The organism is Enterobacter cloacae complex sp.6700776 (genome assembly GCF_048284255.1).
In the GTDB taxonomy this organism is placed as follows: Bacteria; Pseudomonadota; Gammaproteobacteria; order Enterobacterales; family Enterobacteriaceae; genus Enterobacter; species Enterobacter intestinihominis.
Genome location: NZ_JBLVYK010000019.1, coordinates 1 through 15,601 on the forward strand (window position 1 = coordinate 1; position 15,601 = coordinate 15,601).

Consider the following 15,601-nt stretch of genomic DNA (forward strand, 5'->3'; position numbering starts at 1 on the left):
AGTGCCGCTACGTTTTCGCTGCGGCGCGGGGTGTGCATATTACGCTTTCCCGCTTCAGAGTCAAGCGTTTATTTTGCTTTTCTCTGCTGACCCGGCGGCGTGTATGCCGTTGTTCCGTGTCAGTGGAGGCGCATTATAGGGAGTTCTTCTGAAGTGACAAGCACTAAATACAAAAAACTTTTCGTTCGCTCACTTTTCAAACTCAACGCTTATTTAACCCGCGAATCGTCCGTTAAACGTGCAATTTCACGGGCAAAACTGGCCACTTGATTCCAGTCGGTATAAACCACTTCTTTACGCGTATCCGTTTCCCCGCCCGTCATCTTCATGATCAGGCGGATCATAAAGCGGTCATACCAGCGGTAACGCGGGTAACGCAGCGCGCCCGCAAAGACAGAACAGATATCGGGCTGCCATGGCGAGCTCAGCAAAAACTTGCGCGTATAGCTGTTAGTCTGCGGTGTACGCTTCTCTGCTTTACGGGCAACCAGGTTGACCGAGTAAAACGCGCCGGGAAGCTTAGCGAGCTCCGCCGTATGCTTTTTCACAAAGCGATCCAGCGCCGGATGGAAATGACCGTAACGAATTGAAGCGCCAATGACCACACGGTCGTAATCCTGCCAGGCAATCTGTTCAGTGCGATTCAGGTTCACCACATCAGAATAAATGCCCAGCTCTTTGAGTTCAGAAGCCAGATATGAAGCAATCTCACGCGTTTGCCCATCACGCGTTGAGAAAAGAATTAACGTTTTCACCAATGTCTCCTTACTCACGCCAGAATGTTGGGGTAAACAGCACCAGCAGCGTAAAGACCTCAAGACGACCAAACAGCATATTGGCGATTAAGATCCACTTTGCCACCGGGTTCATACTGGCGAAATTATCCGCCACGACACCCAGCCCCGGCCCCAGGTTGTTTAACGTTGCCACCACAGAGGCGAAGGCAGAGAAATCATCCACGCCCGTGGCGATAATCGCCAGCATACTGACAATAAAAACCAGCGCATAAGCGGAGAAGAATCCCCACACCGCTTCGAGGATACGCTCCGGCAGTGCACGATTGCCCAGCTTGATGCTGTAAACCGCATTCGGGTGGACGAGACGTTTAAGTTCACGGTTCCCCTGCTTGAACAGCAGCAGAATACGGATCACCTTCAGGCCGCCGCCCGTCGACCCGGCACAGCCGCCGATAAACGCAGAGCACAACAGCAGCACCGGCAGGAACAGCGGCCAACGCGCAATACTGTCCGTGGTGAAACCGGCGGTTGTCGCCATCGATACCACCTGGAAGAAGGCCTGGTTCAGGGTCGTGACCGCCGAGTTATAGACATCGTGGAACCACAGTACCAGGGTACAGATGATCACCAGGGTCAACTGGACGCCAATAAACATCCGGAATTCCGGGTCGCGCCAGTACACCTTCAGGCTCCGTCCGCTAAGCAACGAGAAGTGTAGACCGTAGTTACAGCCTGAGATCAGCAAAAAGATGGCAATGATGGTATTGATCGTCGGGCTGTCGAAGTACCCAACGCTGGCATCGTGGGTGGAGAACCCGCCGATAGCGATAGTGGCAAAGCTGTGCCCGATGGCATCAAACGCAGGCATCCCCGCAAACCACAGCGCCAGCGCGCAGGCCACCGTCAGCAGGACATAAATAAGCCAAAGGGTTTTCGCCGTCTCCGCAATACGCGGGCGCATCTTGTTATCTTTCAACGGGCCAGGCATTTCAGCCCGGTAAAGCTGCATCCCCCCGACGCCCAGAATCGGCAGGATAGCCACCGCCAGCACGATGATCCCCATACCGCCGAACCACTGGAGCATCTGCCGGTAAAAGAGAATTGCATGCGGGAGTGAATCCAGCCCCACAAGCGTGGTGGCCCCGGTGGTCGTTAATCCGGAGAACGATTCAAAAAACGCATCCGTGACGGTGAGATTCGGTTGTTCAGAGAAGATAAACGGCAGCGCACCCACGCTTCCCAGTACCGTCCAGAACAGGACCACGATCAGAAAACCCTCCCGGGATTTCAGTTCACCTTTCTCACGGCGGTTTGGCCACCACAGCAGGGAGCCAATCGTCAGCGCGACAAAAAAGGTTTGCGTAAATGCACGCCCCGCGCCGTCCCGGTAGATGAGCGCCACCAGTCCGGGAATGATCATTGTCCCGGAGAAAAGTATGACCAGCAATCCAACGATTCGGGTAATGGCACGAAAATGCATCTCTGCCGCTTCCTTAGGTATTCAAAATTGTGAGGTGGGGATTATTCTTCAATCGGCAGTAATTGCAATGAACCGCGACTAAAATCAGCGAGTTTTGCTGAAAAAGCAGCCAGTTCCGCCTGAGGAAGCGCCACGCGTAATTGCACCATTGCCTGATAATCACTGTGTGCGATGACGCCGTTAAACTGTTTAAGCAGTGCTTCGATACCCGATAGCTGGGCGTAATCGCATAACAAAGTATATTCCGTAAGTGGCGTTTTGCGGGTTGTTATCAGCAGATTAAGCGCCTGCTGGACACCCCCTCCGTAGGCTTTAACCAGCCCTCCGGTGCCTAACAAAATGCCCCCGTAGTAGCGGACCACGACGGCGGTGATTTCACCCACGCCGCTGCCCATCAACTGGGATAGCATCGGTTTTCCGGCCGTACCCGCCGGTTCACCGTCGTCAGAAAACCCGAGCTGCTGTGAGTCGTCTGGCGGCCCTGCGACCCACGCCACACAGTGATGGCGGGCATCGGGGTGCTGCGCGCGGACGGACTCGACGAACGCCTTCGCCGCCTCCACGCCGTCAGTATGCGCCAACAGCGTGATAAAGCGGCTTTTCTTGATTTCCTCAACAAAGGTGACCGGCTCGGCCGGTATCAGCCAGCTTTCCATCAGGCCAGCTTCAGATCTCGCGTCATGTTCTCGATGCTGTTCTCGTGAATAACCACGTTATCCTCGATACGAATGCCGCCAAACGGCTTCAGCGCTTCAATTTTCTCCCAGTTGAAGTGCTTGCTGAACTGCCCTTCCCGCCACGGCGCCAGCAGGGATTCAATAAAGTAGATGCCCGGCTCAATGGTCAATACCATACGCGGCGCCAGAACGCGGGTGCAGCGCAGATAAGGATATTTAGACGGTGCCGCCAGGTGCGTACCGGTATCATCCTGCATAAAGCCCGCGACGTCATGAACCTGTAAACCCAGCGGGTGGCCGATACCGTGCGGCATAAATGGCCCGGTCAGATCGTTCTCAACCATCGCCTCTTCGCTCATGTCTTTGACAATCTGATGCTTACGCAGCAGTTTAGCGATGCGCTGATGGAACTGGATGTGATAATCCACATAGCTGGTTCCGGCCTTCATGGTGCCAATCAGCGCCAGCTGTTCGTCGTTCACGTCTTTGATCAATTGCGCAAAATCAGTATCCGCATTCGCCGCCCAGGTACGGGTCAGGTCTGCCGCATAGCCATTGTACTCAGCCCCCGCGTCCAACAGGAAGCTGCGCATCTCAGCCGGAACCTGATGATCCAGTTTGGTGTAGTGCAGAACCGAGGCATGTTCATTCAGCGCCACGATGTTGCTGTACGGCACGTCGGTATCGCGGTGGCCGGTCGCCGTCAGGTAGGCCTGATTGATATCGAACTCGCTCATACCGGACTGGAACGCTTCGTGCGCCGCACGGTGGCCATTCACCGCCGTTTTTTGCGCTTCACGCATGCAGTAAAGTTCGTAGTCGGTCTTGTAGGCGCGATAGTAGTGCAGATAATCCAGCACGCCTTTCGGGTTGAGTTTATCTGCCGGAATATCCAGACCCAGCGCACGCTCAGGAACCGGACCAATGTAGCCGATGTTCCCACGCGCCGCTGGCAACTGGCTGCCAATGCCGTCTGCTTTTGGCAGCGCAATCACGTCAATTTCTTCGGTCCAGAATGAGGTCGGCAGCGGCTCCACGTTGTGCCAGTAATCGACCGGCAGGTAGAACCACAGTTTCGGCTTGTTCACGCCATCCACCAGCAGCCAGCAATTTGGAACCTGCGTGACAGGCACCCAGGCTTTAAACTGCGGGTTAACCTTGAAGGGATAAGCGTGGTCATCAAGAAAAGTATTCATCAGCTCGCCGGAGTGGATCAGCAGGGCATCCAGCTTGAAGCGGGCCAGTACATCGCGGGTACGTTCCTGTAGGGTAACGATATGATTTTTATAAAGCGAAGCCAGTGAGTCCATCATTCTTCCTTTCGTTTTTTTGACCTCAAGTCATCGCATCTTAGCACACCTCACTCCGGCTGCGTGATTTCCACCGACCGTGATCAGCGCAGCAATTTCTTAATGACTAATTTGCATTTTATTAACATAAATTCCACACTCCGTTTCATCTGGTATGACCAGATCCAATTGCTGGATTCAGGAGACCGACATGCTCTACAAAGGTGACACCCTGTACGTAGACTGGCTGGAAGATGGCATTGCCGAACTGGTGTTCGATGCCCCCGGCTCAGTGAACAAGCTTGATACCGCGACGGTGGCCAGTCTTGGCCAGGCGCTGGATGTACTTGAAAAGCAATCAGATTTGAAAGGGCTGCTGCTGCGCTCCAACAAAGCGGCCTTTATCGTTGGCGCGGATATCACCGAATTCCTGTCGCTGTTCCTGGTGCCCGAAGAACAGCTGAGCCAGTGGCTGCACTTTGCGAACAGCGTCTTTAATCGTCTGGAAGATCTGCCTGTCCCGACCCTTTCTGCCGTTAACGGTTACGCGCTGGGCGGCGGCTGCGAATGCGTGTTAGCCACTGATTACCGTCTGGCGACCCCAGACCTGCGCATCGGCCTGCCGGAAACCAAACTGGGCATTATGCCGGGCTTTGGTGGCTCGGTGCGTATGCCGCGCATGTTGGGTGCCGACAGCGCGCTGGAAATCATTGCCGCAGGTAAAGATGTCGGCGCGGAACAGGCGCAGAAAATCGGTCTGGTGGACGGCGTGGTTAAGCCTGAAAAACTGATTGAAGGCGCTGTCGCCATACTGCGTCAGGCGATTAACGGCGATCTCGACTGGAAAGCCAAACGTCAGCCAAAGCTGGAGCCGTTGAAGCTCAGCAAAATTGAAGCCACCATGAGCTTCACCATCGCCAAGGGCATGGTGATGCAGACGGCGGGTAAACACTACCCGGCGCCGATCACGGCGGTGAAAACCATTGAAGCGGCAGCCCGTCTGGGCCGTGATGAAGCCCTGAAGCTGGAAAACCAGAGCTTTGTCCCGCTGGCGCACACCAACGAAGCCCGCGCGCTGGTTGGTATCTTCCTTAACGATCAGTTCGTGAAGGGCAAAGCCAAACAACTCACCAAAAACGTTGAAACGCCAAAACACGCGGCGGTACTCGGCGCGGGCATTATGGGTGGCGGCATCGCCTACCAGTCTGCATGGAAAGGCGTGCCGGTAGTGATGAAAGACATCAACGAGAAATCCCTGACGCTGGGCATGACCGAAGCGGCCAAGCTGCTGAATAAACAGCTTGAGCGCGGCAAAATTGACGGTCTGAAGCTTGCAGGCGTGATCTCCACCATCCAGCCAACGCTGGAATACAGCAGCTTTGAGCGCGTGGACATGGTGGTTGAAGCGGTCGTTGAGAATCCGAAAGTCAAAAAAGCAGTGCTGGCCGAGACGGAAGAGAAGGTGCGTCCTGAGACCGTACTGGCCTCCAACACCTCCACTATTCCTATCAGCGAGCTGGCAAGCGTGCTGAAGCGTCCGGAAAACTTCTGCGGAATGCACTTCTTTAACCCGGTGCATCGCATGCCGCTGGTCGAAGTGATCCGCGGGGAAAAAACCTCCGACGAAACCATCGCCAAAGTGGTGGCGTGGGCGAGCAAGATGGGCAAAACGCCAATCGTCGTTAACGACTGCCCGGGCTTCTTCGTTAACCGCGTGCTGTTCCCGTACTTCGCCGGTTTCAGCCAGCTGCTGCGCGACGGCGCAGACTTCCGCAAAATCGACAAAGTGATGGAAAAACAGTTCGGCTGGCCGATGGGCCCGGCGTACCTGCTGGACGTTGTCGGCATCGACACTGCCCATCACGCGCAGGCGGTGATGGCGGCGGGCTTCCCGCAGCGCATGCAGAAAGATTATCGCGACGCCATTGACGCCCTGTTCGACGCCAACCGCTTTGGGCAGAAAAACGGTCTGGGCTTCTGGCGCTATAAAGAAGACAGCAAAGGCAAACCGAAGAAAGAAGAAGATCCGGCGGTGGATGGCCTGCTGGCCGACGTCAGTCAGCCAAAACGCGACTTCACTGACGATGAGATCATCGCCCGGATGATGATCCCGATGATCAACGAAGTAGTGCGTTGCCTAGAAGAAGGCATTATCGCCAGCCCGGCAGAAGCGGATATGGCGCTGGTGTACGGCCTCGGCTTCCCTCCGTTCCACGGCGGCGCGTTCCGTTGGCTGGATACGCTCGGCAGCGCTCGCTATCTCGATATGGCTCAGCAATATCAGCACCTCGGTCCGCTTTATGAGGTGCCGGAAGGTCTGCGTAACAAAGCGCGCCATAACGAACCCTACTACCCAGCAGTTGAGCCAGCCCGTCCGGTTGGCACGCTGAAAACGGCTTAAGGAGTCACAATGGAAAAGGTTGTCATTGTTGATGCAATTCGTACCCCGATGGGCCGTTCAAAAGGCGGTGCATTCCGTAACGTGCGTGCGGAAGATCTCTCGGCGCACCTGATGCGTAGCCTGCTGGCGCGTAACCCGGCGCTGGACCCTGCTGCGCTGGACGATATTTACTGGGGCTGCGTCCAGCAGACGCTGGAGCAGGGTTTCAACATCGCCCGTAACGCGTCTCTGCTGGCGGAGATCCCGCATTCGGTTCCGGCGGTCACCGTCAACCGTCTTTGCGGTTCGTCGATGCAGGCGCTGCACGACGCGGCACGGATGATCATGACCGGCGATGCGCAGGCCTGTCTGGTGGGCGGCGTGGAGCACATGGGCCACGTGCCGATGAGCCACGGGGTCGATTTCCATCCGGGCATGAGCCGCAACGTGGCGAAAGCCGCCGGTATGATGGGCCTGACCGCCGAGATGCTCTCCCGTCTGCACGGCATCAGCCGTGAAATGCAGGATGCCTTTGCCGCGCGCTCACATGCCCGCGCCTGGGCCGCCACGCAGTCTGGTGCCTTTAAGAATGAGATCATCCCAACCGGCGGTCACGACGCAGACGGCGTACTGAAGCAGTTCAGCTACGACGAAGTTATCCGTCCTGAAACCACTGTTGAAGCGCTTTCTACCCTGCGTCCGGCGTTTGATCCGGTCACCGGCACGGTAACGGCGGGCACCTCGTCTGCCCTGTCCGACGGTGCCGCCGCCATGTTAGTGATGAGCGAAAGCCGCGCCCGCGAATTAGGCCTGACGCCACGCGCCCGCGTGCGTTCGATGGCAGTCGTGGGCTGCGATCCTTCCATCATGGGTTACGGTCCGGTCCCGGCGTCAAAACTGGCGCTGAAAAAAGCGGGGCTGAGCGCAAGTGATATCGACCTCTTTGAGATGAACGAAGCGTTCGCCGCGCAGATCCTGCCGTGCATTAAAGATCTGGGGCTGATGGATCAGATCGACGAGAAGATTAACCTCAATGGCGGCGCGATAGCCCTCGGTCACCCGCTGGGCTGCTCCGGGGCGCGTATCAGCACCACGCTGATCAACCTGATGGAACGCAAAGATGCCCAGTTCGGACTGGCGACGATGTGTATCGGGTTGGGTCAGGGGATCGCGACGGTGTTTGAGAGAGTGTAAATGTAAATAAGGAAAAGTATCTTAAAGCCAATGACGTCAGAACAAGGCGGCAAGCGAGCGAATCCCGATGAGCTTACATTAGTAAGTGATTCGGGTGAACGAGCGCAGCCAACGCAGTTATGGCGCCATTGGCGAAGAGAGACAGTTTAGTTGCCGTTCTTCCCGCCTGTCAGGGGCGGGTTTTTTACATTATTGCAGCAGTGAAATATCCGCCACGCGCAGGAACAGCTCACGCAGTTTCTCAAGCATCGAGAGACGGTTAATACGCAGCTCTTTATCTTCCACGTTCACCATCACCTTCTCGAAGAAGGCATCAATGACGTCACGTAGCTCCGCCAGCTCCACCAGCGCTTCCTGGTAGCGACCTTCCGCGAAATACGGCTCCAGCTTGTCGCGCAGCACCACAACCTGCATCGCCAGAGAAATCTCTTCCGGCTCTTTCAGGGTTGCAGCGTTTACGCGTTCGTTCAGCGTCTCGTCGGATTTCGCGAGGATGTTGGATACACGCTTGTTGGCCGCGGCCAGCGCAGACGCCGCTTCCAGCGTACGGAAGTGGGATACCGCCTTCATACGCGCATCGAAATCTGCCGGACGGGTCGGACGACGCGCCAGCACCGCCTGAATGGTATCAACGGAGTAACCTTCGTCCTGATACCACGCGCGGAAACGACCGAGCATAAAGTCGATAACATCATCCACAACCTTCGCGTTGGTCAGCTTATCGCCGTACAGACGGACCGCTTCTTCGGTCAGCGTTTGCAGATCGAGATTGAGGTTCTTCTCTACGATGATGCGCAGCACGCCCAGCGCAGCACGACGCAGCGCAAACGGGTCTTTGTCGCCTTTCGGATGCTGACCGATACCGAAGATGCCCGCCAGGGTGTCCATCTTATCGGCAATCGCCACGGCGCAGGCAACCGGGTTAGACGGCAGATCGTCACCGGCAAAGCGCGGCTGATACTGCTCGTTCAGGGCCACAGCCACGTCTTCCGCTTCGCCGTCATGACGCGCGTAGTGCATGCCCATCACGCCCTGGGTGTCGGTAAATTCGAACACCATATTGGTCATCAGGTCGCACTTGGAGAGCAGGCCCGCGCGGGTAGCGTGGTTAACGTCGGCGCCAATTTCACGGGCAATCCAGCCGGACAGCTCCGCGATACGGTCAGTCTTGTCGCGCAGCGTACCCAGCTGCTGCTGGAAGAGTACGGTTTGCAGACGCGGCAGGTTATCTTCCAGACGTTTTTTACGGTCGGTGTTGAAGAAGAACTCGGCGTCCGCCAGACGTGGACGCACCACTTTCTCGTTACCGGAGATAATCTGGCTCGGATCTTTCGATTCGATGTTCGCGACGAAGATGAAGTTTGGCAGCAGCTGGCCGTCGTTGGCGTAAACCGGGAAGTACTTTTGGTCACCCTTCATGGTGTACACCAGCGCTTCAGCCGGAACGGCCAGGAATTTCTCTTCGAATTTCGCGGTCAGCACAACCGGCCATTCGACCAGAGAGGTCACTTCTTCCAGCAGGCTATCGCTCAGATCGGCATTACCGCCAATTTTGCGCGCCGCTTCTTCGGCGTCAGCTTTGATTTTGGCTTTACGCTGTTCGTAGTCAGCAATGACCTTACCGCGCTCCAGCAGGATCTGCGGGTACTGATCAGCATTGTCGATGGTGAACTCCGGCTCGCCCATAAAGCGATGGCCGCGGATCACGCGATCGGACGCCACGCCCAGAATGGTCGCCGGAATAACGGTATCGCCCAGCAGCAGGGTCACGGTGTGAACCGGACGCACAAAGTGAACGTCAGACGCGCCCCAGCGCATCAGCTTAGGAATCGGCAGCTTAGCCAGCGAGGTCGCAATCATATCTGGCAGCAGCGCTTCCGCGCTTTCGCCTTTCACATGGGCACGATACAGCAGCCATTCACCTTTGTCGGTGGTCAGACGTTCGGCCTGATCGACGGTGATACCGCAGCCGCGCGCCCAGCCTTCAGCCGCTTTGCTCGGCTTGCCTTCCGCGTCGAACGCCTGGGCAATGGCCGGGCCACGTTTTTCAACTTCGCGATCCGGCTGGGACGCCGCCAGGTTTGCCACTTTCAGCGCCAGACGACGCGGCGCAGCAAACCACTCAATTTTACCGTGCGCCAGGCCAGCGTTATCCAGCTCAGCAGTGACGTTCGCAGCGAAAGATTCAGCCAGGCTGCGCAGGGCTTTTGGTGGCAGCTCTTCAGTGCCGATTTCCACCAGGAAAGTTTTCTCAGACATGGCCGCCTCTTATTTGTTTCGGTTGCACATCGGGAAGCCAAGGGCTTCACGGGACGCGTAGTAAGCTTCAGCAACGGCTTTGGTCAGGGTACGAATACGCAGAATGTAGCGCTGACGTTCAGTCACGGAGATCGCTTTGCGGGCATCCAGCAGGTTGAAGCTGTGGGCAGCCTTCAGAATACGCTCGTAGGCAGGCAGAGGCAGCGGAGTCTCCAGCGCCAGCAGCTGCTGGGCTTCTTTCTCGTACTGCTCGAAGCAGGTGAACAGGAAGTCCACGTCCGCGTATTCGAAGTTATAGGTGGATTGCTCCACTTCGTTCTGATGGAACACGTCGCCGTAGGTGGTTTTACCCAGCGGGCCGTCGCTCCAGACCAGGTCGTAAACGCTGTCTACGCCCTGAATGTACATGGCCAGACGTTCCAGACCATAGGTGATTTCGCCGGTGATCGGTTTACATTCCAGACCGCCAACCTGCTGGAAGTAGGTGAACTGGGTCACTTCCATGCCGTTCAGCCACACTTCCCAACCCAGACCCCAGGCACCCAGCGTTGGGTTTTCCCAGTTATCTTCCACGAAACGAATGTCGTGAATGGTCGGATCCATACCCAGCTCTTTCAGTGACCCGAGGTACAGTTCCTGAATATTGTCAGGTGATGGCTTAATCACCACCTGGAACTGATAGTAGTGCTGCAAACGGTTCGGGTTTTCGCCGTAACGGCCATCGGTCGGACGACGGGATGGCTGAACATAGGCGGTCGCCATCGGCTCTGGCCCTAACGCGCGCAGACTGGTCATCGGGTGTGAGGTGCCTGCGCCAACTTCCATGTCCAAAGGTTGAACAATGGTGCAGCCCTGACGAGCCCAGTAATCCTGTAAGGTCAGGATCAGGCCCTGGAAGGTCTTGGTATCAAACTTTTGCATAGTATTTCGTGCTGGATACGTGTGGTTTTAAATGGAAGGGATCAGTATACCCGCTGGCTGCAAGATATACAGTACGAAACGGGGTTGTTTAGGGAAAATTGGGGAATAAGCCCTACAGCCAGAACCTGCGAAGGCTCTGGTTGCTGCTTATACGAGCAATTTAGCGCATTGAGAGATGTAAAAACTGGCCGTCTGCATCAAAAGAGCAGACAAAGCCCTCTTTACGCGCCGTATAGCCTTTCAGTTCATAGCTGCCCTGAAAGCGCTCGAAGCCGTTAATATGAATTTTCTGTGCTTCGGAATTATAGCGGTGAGCCGCCTGATCCCTGCACAGCTGTTCCATATTCAGGGAACGCTCCGGGCTCATTTTCCCCTGCTGCGCTTTTTGGACTGGAGCCTCCTGAGAAGCACTGCACCCTGCTAATAAAAGCAGCAGAAAGAGTGACGCCCCACGCTTCATCATCATTTTTATTACCGCCCTGGTCAGTGGCTGTTATTTTTAGTAGCAACACGTTTATAGATTAATGTTCAACATTCTGCGAATCTCGCCAGCTCCCGACAAGACAGCCTGGTTAAACTCAGAATTTTCCAAGTGAAAAGTTTTACGCAATCGCAGTCACACTTTCTTTATCAGGAATACAGAGGAACTGATGCAGTCAAAAATTAACTGGATTGATAACCTGCGGGGAATAGCCTGTCTGATGGTGGTGATGATCCACACTACGACCTGGTATGTCACGAACGCGCACAGTATCAGCCCTGTTAACTGGGATGTCGCCAATATTCTGAACTCAGCCTCACGCGTGAGCGTCCCGCTGTTCTTTATGATTTCCGGTTTTCTCTTTTTTGGCGAGCGTAGCGCGCAGCCGAGACATTTCATCCGTATTGTCTCCTGTTTGCTGTTTTACAGCGCCATTTCACTGCTCTATATCATCCTGTTCACTTCAATTAACGCTGAACGTTCCCTGCTCAATTTGTTGCAAAAACCGGTGTTCTATCATCTGTGGTTTTTCTTCGCGATAATGGTTATCTATCTGGTTTCGCCGTTAATTCAGGTAAAAAACGTTAGCGGTAAAATGCTGCTGGCCTTGATGGTAATAATCGGGATCGTGGCAAACCCGAATACCGTCTCACAGAAAATTGATGGCTTTGAATGGCTGCCCGTTAACCTCTATATCAACGGCGATACGTTTTATTACGTGCTGTACGGCATGCTGGGGCGCGCCATCGGCATGATGGAGACGCAGAAGAGAGGAATAAACTGGCTTTGCGCGGCAGCATTTATCGCCGGTGTGTTTATTATCTCTCGAGGGACGCTGCACGAGCTGCAATGGCGCGGAAACTTTGCCGATACCTGGTATCTCTACTGCGGGCCGATGGTCTTTATCTGCGCGGTTTCGCTGCTGACTCTGGTTAAAAACACCCTGAATGCCCGCCCGCTTCCGGTGCTGGGGTTTATCTCTCGCCACTCGCTGGGCATTTACGGTTTTCACGCGCTGGTGATCCACGCCCTGCGCACCCGAGGCGTTGAGCTTAAAAGCTGGCCGGTGCTGGATATTGTCTGGATATTTACCGTTACGCTGGTTGTCAGCCTGCTGCTCTCAATGCTGCTGCAACGCATCGATACACGCAGGTTTGTGAGCTAACCCGGTTGAAGGCTGGCAGGCCGGGTAAGCGTTAGCGCCACCCGGCTCCTGTTTATGACATTAGCGGTAAAAGCTGCTGATAGATTTTGCGGAAAACGTCTCGTCTTTCAGCGTAGCGAGCATGATTTTTCGCATCAGGACGATGCTGCTGTTCAAGCGGCAGCTGGGGCAAAAGCTGGGGCAGTGGTTTATCCCGGTTCAGCGCAATTTGCGCCAGCCGTGCCGCACCGAGCGCCGGACCAACATCTCCCCCAGTACGATAGTCCAGCTGCAACCCGCTGATATCGGAAAGCATTTGCCGCCAGTAGCTGCTTCGTGCCCCGCCGCCAATTAACGTAATGCTGGATGGCGTCAGGCCACAGTCATGCACGACATCCATGCCGTCCGCCAGCGCATAACCGACCCCTTCAAGCACCGCGCGCGCCAGCTCTGCCGGGCCGTGCTGATGGGTAAGGCCGAAGAAGACCCCTTTCGCTTCCGGGTTGTTATGCGGCGTCCGCTCGCCGGAAAGGTACGGTAAAAACCAGACCGCACCGGCAGTATCATCCGCCTGCTGTGCCGCTGTGATAAGCGCCGGGACGTCCGCCATTCCGGTCAGCTTTGCCGCCCAGTCGAGGCAGGATGCCGCGCTCAGCATCACCGACATCAAATGCCATTTACCCGGCAACGCGTGGCAGAAGCTGTGTACGGCGCTTTCAGGGTTACTACGATAGCCGTCACTGACGGCAAAATAGACGCCGGAAGTGCCGAGCGAGAGCATGGCCTGTCCTGTCTCCACCATCCCCACGCCGACCGCACCCGCCGCATTATCGCCACCGCCGGCAACGACAGGTACGGCTGGCATATTCCAGCGTTCAGCAACAGAAGGCTGCAAAGCGCCCGTGATATCACTGCCTTCAAACAGCGCAGGCATATGATCGCGCGTCAGCTGGCAGGCATCCAGCATCGCTTCGCTCCAGTCCCGTTTCGCCACGTCGAGCCACATCGTGCCCGCGGCGTCAGACATGTCGCTGGCGAAATCCCCCGTCATGCGAAAACGCAGGTAGTCTTTCGGCAACAGAACCTTCGCCACCTGACGAAAAATCTCAGGCTCATGGCGCTGCACCCACAGGAGTTTTGGCGCGGTAAAACCGGGCATCATCAGATTGCCCGTAATCTCGCGGGACGCAGGCACACGCTCCTCAAGGATCGCGCACTCTTCCGCACAGCGGCCATCGTTCCAGAGAATAGCCGGGCGCAGTACGCGATGCTGGCTATCCAGCAGCGTGGCGCCATGCATTTGCCCGGCAATGCCCAGCGCTTTCACGTCGCGCAGGCTGTGCTGCTCACCTAAGGCTTTCATCGCGCGGTCCGTCGCCTGCCACCACTGCTCCGGATCTTGTTCCGACCAAAGTGGCTGCGGGCGTGAAACCTGCAACTTTTCAGTCTGCGTGGCTAACACATCGCCCTGCTCGCTTAACAGGATGGCTTTCACCCCCGACGTGCCAAGATCGATCCCGATATACATGTGGTGACTCCTTTGACAGAAATGCCCGGCGGCGCTGCGCTTACCGGGCATGAATGCTGTTATTTATCGAACAGGTAGTGATTGACCAGGTTTTCCAGCAGTTCCTGATGGCCGCTCTGATGCTGCGGTGCCAACTGATGCTGTTCAGCGTACTTCGCGATCTCCGCAAGCGATAACTGACCTTTCAAAATTTGCTGGCCCAGCTCACTGTTCCAGCCGCTGTAGCGCTTCGCCACGCGCTTATCCAGCTCACCGTCTTCAATCATACGGGCCGCCACCTTCAGCGCCAGCGCCATAGTGTCCATCGCGCCAATATGCCCGTAGAACAGATCGTATTTGTCGGTGCTCTGGCGACGCACTTTGGCGTCGAAGTTCAGGCCGCCGGTGGTGAAACCGCCCGCTTTGATGATTTCGTACATCACCAGCGCATTCTCTTCGACGCTGTTCGGGAACTGGTCGGTATCCCAGCCCAGTTGCGGATCGCCGCGGTTCGCATCCACCGATCCGAAGATGCCCAGCGCAATCGCAGAGGCGATTTCGTGATGGAACGAGTGGCCCGCCAGCGTGGCGTGGTTAGCCTCAATGTTCACTTTGATCTCTTTTTCCAGACCAAACTGCTTCAGGAAGCCATACACGGTGGCGACATCGTAGTCGTACTGATGCTTGGTTGGCTCCTGTGGTTTTGGCTCAATCAGCAGCGTACCGCGGAAGCCGATTTTGTGCTTGTGGTCCACCACCATCTGCATAAAGCGGCCAACCTGCTCGCGCTCCTGGCGCAGGTCAGTATTCAGCAGCGTTTCATAGCCTTCACGACCGCCCCAGAGAACGTAGTTCTCACCGCCCAGCTGATGCGTGGCGTTCATCGCAGTCACGACCTGGGTTGCCGCCCAGCTGAAGACTTCCGGGTCCGGGTTGGTTGCCGCGCCCGCGCCATAGCGAGGGTTGGTAAAGCAGTTAGCCGTACCCCAGAGCAGCTTCACGCCGCTTTGCTGCTGTTTTTCAGCCAGCACGTCGACCATCTGCGCAAAATTGTTCAGATACTCTTTCAGCGACGCCCCTTCCGGCGACACGTCCACATCGTGGAAACAGTAGTACGGCACGTTCAGCTTATGGAAGAACTCGAACGCGACGTCGGCTTTACGCTTCGCCAGCTCAATGGCCTCGCCCGGCTGTTGCCATGGACGGTCAAAAGAGCCCACGCCGAACATATCGGCACCGTTCCAGCAGAAGGTGTGCCAGTAGCAGGCGGCAAAGCGCAAGTGATCTTCCATGCGCTTACCCAGCACCAGCTCATCCGGGTTGTAGTGACGAAATGCTAAAGGATTGGTCGTTTTCGTGCCTTCGAAACGAACGCGATCGAGTTGGTCGAAATAAGCTTGCATATTGAGCTCCATAATCAGGGTATGCGGCGTGGTCTTGCTTCTGGAGTAATAGTGAATAGACATTGGAGGTTGCTCAATTACGTTATTTCACACTGCTATTGAGAGAATGCGCAATTGTGCGCTGGCTCG

The 15,601-nt window shown here is 56.0% G+C and carries 12 protein-coding genes; 3 read left to right on the forward strand and 9 right to left on the reverse strand.

What is annotated here, in order from left to right; all coding sequences use genetic code 11:
• Window positions 1–209: 209 nt before the first annotated feature.
• From hemG to pepQ, 4 genes are read right to left on the reverse strand one after another with little or no spacing between them, the layout of a single operon-like run.
• On the reverse strand, window positions 210–755 hold the full coding sequence (gene hemG / locus ACNQ0T_RS19665) for a menaquinone-dependent protoporphyrinogen IX dehydrogenase (RefSeq protein WP_317579369.1): 546 nt from the start codon (window positions 753–755) through the stop codon (window positions 210–212).
• 10 nt (window positions 756–765) lie between these two features.
• Window positions 766–2,217 carry a Trk system potassium transporter TrkH gene (trkH, locus tag ACNQ0T_RS19670; protein ID WP_022649737.1) on the reverse strand — a complete coding sequence of 484 codons (1,452 nt, stop codon included), beginning with the start codon at window positions 2,215–2,217 and terminating at the stop codon, window positions 766–768.
• A 41-nt stretch (window positions 2,218–2,258) separates the two neighbouring features.
• Window positions 2,259–2,873, reverse strand: coding sequence for an IMPACT family protein (locus tag ACNQ0T_RS19675; protein WP_015572737.1), 615 nt, complete (start codon window positions 2,871–2,873; stop codon window positions 2,259–2,261).
• A complete protein-coding gene (gene pepQ, locus ACNQ0T_RS19680; protein WP_022649738.1) occupies window positions 2,873–4,204 on the reverse strand; it encodes a Xaa-Pro dipeptidase in 1,332 nt (443 codons plus the stop codon). The genes ACNQ0T_RS19675 and pepQ overlap by 1 nt, the downstream gene beginning before the upstream one ends.
• A gap of 190 nt (window positions 4,205–4,394) precedes the next feature.
• On the opposite strand from pepQ, the gene fadB reads away from it, so the two are divergent.
• Together fadB and fadA are read left to right on the forward strand one after the other, a co-directional pair.
• On the forward strand, window positions 4,395–6,584 hold the full coding sequence (gene fadB, locus ACNQ0T_RS19685) for a fatty acid oxidation complex subunit alpha FadB (RefSeq protein ID WP_317579370.1): 2,190 nt from the start codon (window positions 4,395–4,397) through the stop codon (window positions 6,582–6,584).
• 9 nt (window positions 6,585–6,593) lie between these two features.
• Window positions 6,594–7,757, forward strand: coding sequence for an acetyl-CoA C-acyltransferase FadA (fadA, locus tag ACNQ0T_RS19690; protein WP_000416981.1), 1,164 nt, complete (start codon window positions 6,594–6,596; stop codon window positions 7,755–7,757).
• A gap of 189 nt (window positions 7,758–7,946) precedes the next feature.
• Here fadA and glyS read toward each other — a convergent pair whose 3' ends face one another.
• From glyS to ACNQ0T_RS19705, 3 genes are all read right to left on the reverse strand, one after another.
• The gene (glyS, locus tag ACNQ0T_RS19695; protein WP_022649741.1) at window positions 7,947–10,016 is read right to left on the reverse strand and encodes a glycine--tRNA ligase subunit beta; all 2,070 of its coding nucleotides are present in this window, start codon (window positions 10,014–10,016) and stop codon (window positions 7,947–7,949) included.
• Between the two features lie 9 nt (window positions 10,017–10,025).
• A complete protein-coding gene (gene glyQ, locus ACNQ0T_RS19700) occupies window positions 10,026–10,937 on the reverse strand; it encodes a glycine--tRNA ligase subunit alpha (RefSeq protein ID WP_003860141.1) in 912 nt (303 codons plus the stop codon).
• Between the two features lie 160 nt (window positions 10,938–11,097).
• A complete protein-coding gene (locus ACNQ0T_RS19705) occupies window positions 11,098–11,403 on the reverse strand; it encodes a YsaB family lipoprotein (protein WP_022649742.1) in 306 nt (101 codons plus the stop codon).
• A 184-nt stretch (window positions 11,404–11,587) separates the two neighbouring features.
• On the opposite strand from ACNQ0T_RS19705, the gene ACNQ0T_RS19710 reads away from it, so the two are divergent.
• The gene (locus tag ACNQ0T_RS19710) at window positions 11,588–12,583 is read left to right on the forward strand and encodes an acyltransferase (RefSeq protein ID WP_023298849.1); all 996 of its coding nucleotides are present in this window, start codon (window positions 11,588–11,590) and stop codon (window positions 12,581–12,583) included.
• A gap of 52 nt (window positions 12,584–12,635) precedes the next feature.
• Here ACNQ0T_RS19710 and xylB read toward each other — a convergent pair whose 3' ends face one another.
• Together xylB and xylA are read right to left on the reverse strand one after the other, a co-directional pair.
• Complete coding sequence (gene xylB, locus ACNQ0T_RS19715; RefSeq protein ID WP_063163876.1) at window positions 12,636–14,090, reverse strand: xylulokinase; 1,455 nt, start codon at window positions 14,088–14,090, stop codon at window positions 12,636–12,638.
• 59 nt (window positions 14,091–14,149) lie between these two features.
• Window positions 14,150–15,472: a xylose isomerase gene (gene xylA / locus ACNQ0T_RS19720; RefSeq protein ID WP_417930347.1), complete on the reverse strand. Its 1,323-nt coding sequence runs from the start codon at window positions 15,470–15,472 to the stop codon at window positions 14,150–14,152.
• Window positions 15,473–15,601 lie beyond the last annotated feature (129 nt).

Excerpts from the sequence above, each read along its gene's own strand:
- xylA (WP_417930347.1), bottom strand. The coding sequence starts at position 15,472 with ATGCAAGCTTATTTCGACCAACTCGATCGCGTTCGTTTCGAAGGCACG.
- fadB (WP_317579370.1), top strand. The coding sequence starts at position 4,395 with ATGCTCTACAAAGGTGACACCCTGTACGTAGACTGGCTGGAAGATGGC.
- ACNQ0T_RS19705 (WP_022649742.1), bottom strand. The coding sequence starts at position 11,403 with ATGATGATGAAGCGTGGGGCGTCACTCTTTCTGCTGCTTTTATTAGCA.
- xylB (WP_063163876.1), bottom strand. The coding sequence starts at position 14,090 with ATGTATATCGGGATCGATCTTGGCACGTCGGGGGTGAAAGCCATCCTG.
- ACNQ0T_RS19675 (WP_015572737.1), bottom strand. The coding sequence starts at position 2,873 with ATGGAAAGCTGGCTGATACCGGCCGAGCCGGTCACCTTTGTTGAGGAA.
- glyQ (WP_003860141.1), bottom strand. The coding sequence starts at position 10,937 with ATGCAAAAGTTTGATACCAAGACCTTCCAGGGCCTGATCCTGACCTTA.
- glyS (WP_022649741.1), bottom strand. The coding sequence starts at position 10,016 with ATGTCTGAGAAAACTTTCCTGGTGGAAATCGGCACTGAAGAGCTGCCA.
- pepQ (WP_022649738.1), bottom strand. The coding sequence starts at position 4,204 with ATGGACTCACTGGCTTCGCTTTATAAAAATCATATCGTTACCCTACAG.
- ACNQ0T_RS19710 (WP_023298849.1), top strand. The coding sequence starts at position 11,588 with ATGCAGTCAAAAATTAACTGGATTGATAACCTGCGGGGAATAGCCTGT.
- trkH (WP_022649737.1), bottom strand. The coding sequence starts at position 2,217 with ATGCATTTTCGTGCCATTACCCGAATCGTTGGATTGCTGGTCATACTT.
- fadA (WP_000416981.1), top strand. The coding sequence starts at position 6,594 with ATGGAAAAGGTTGTCATTGTTGATGCAATTCGTACCCCGATGGGCCGT.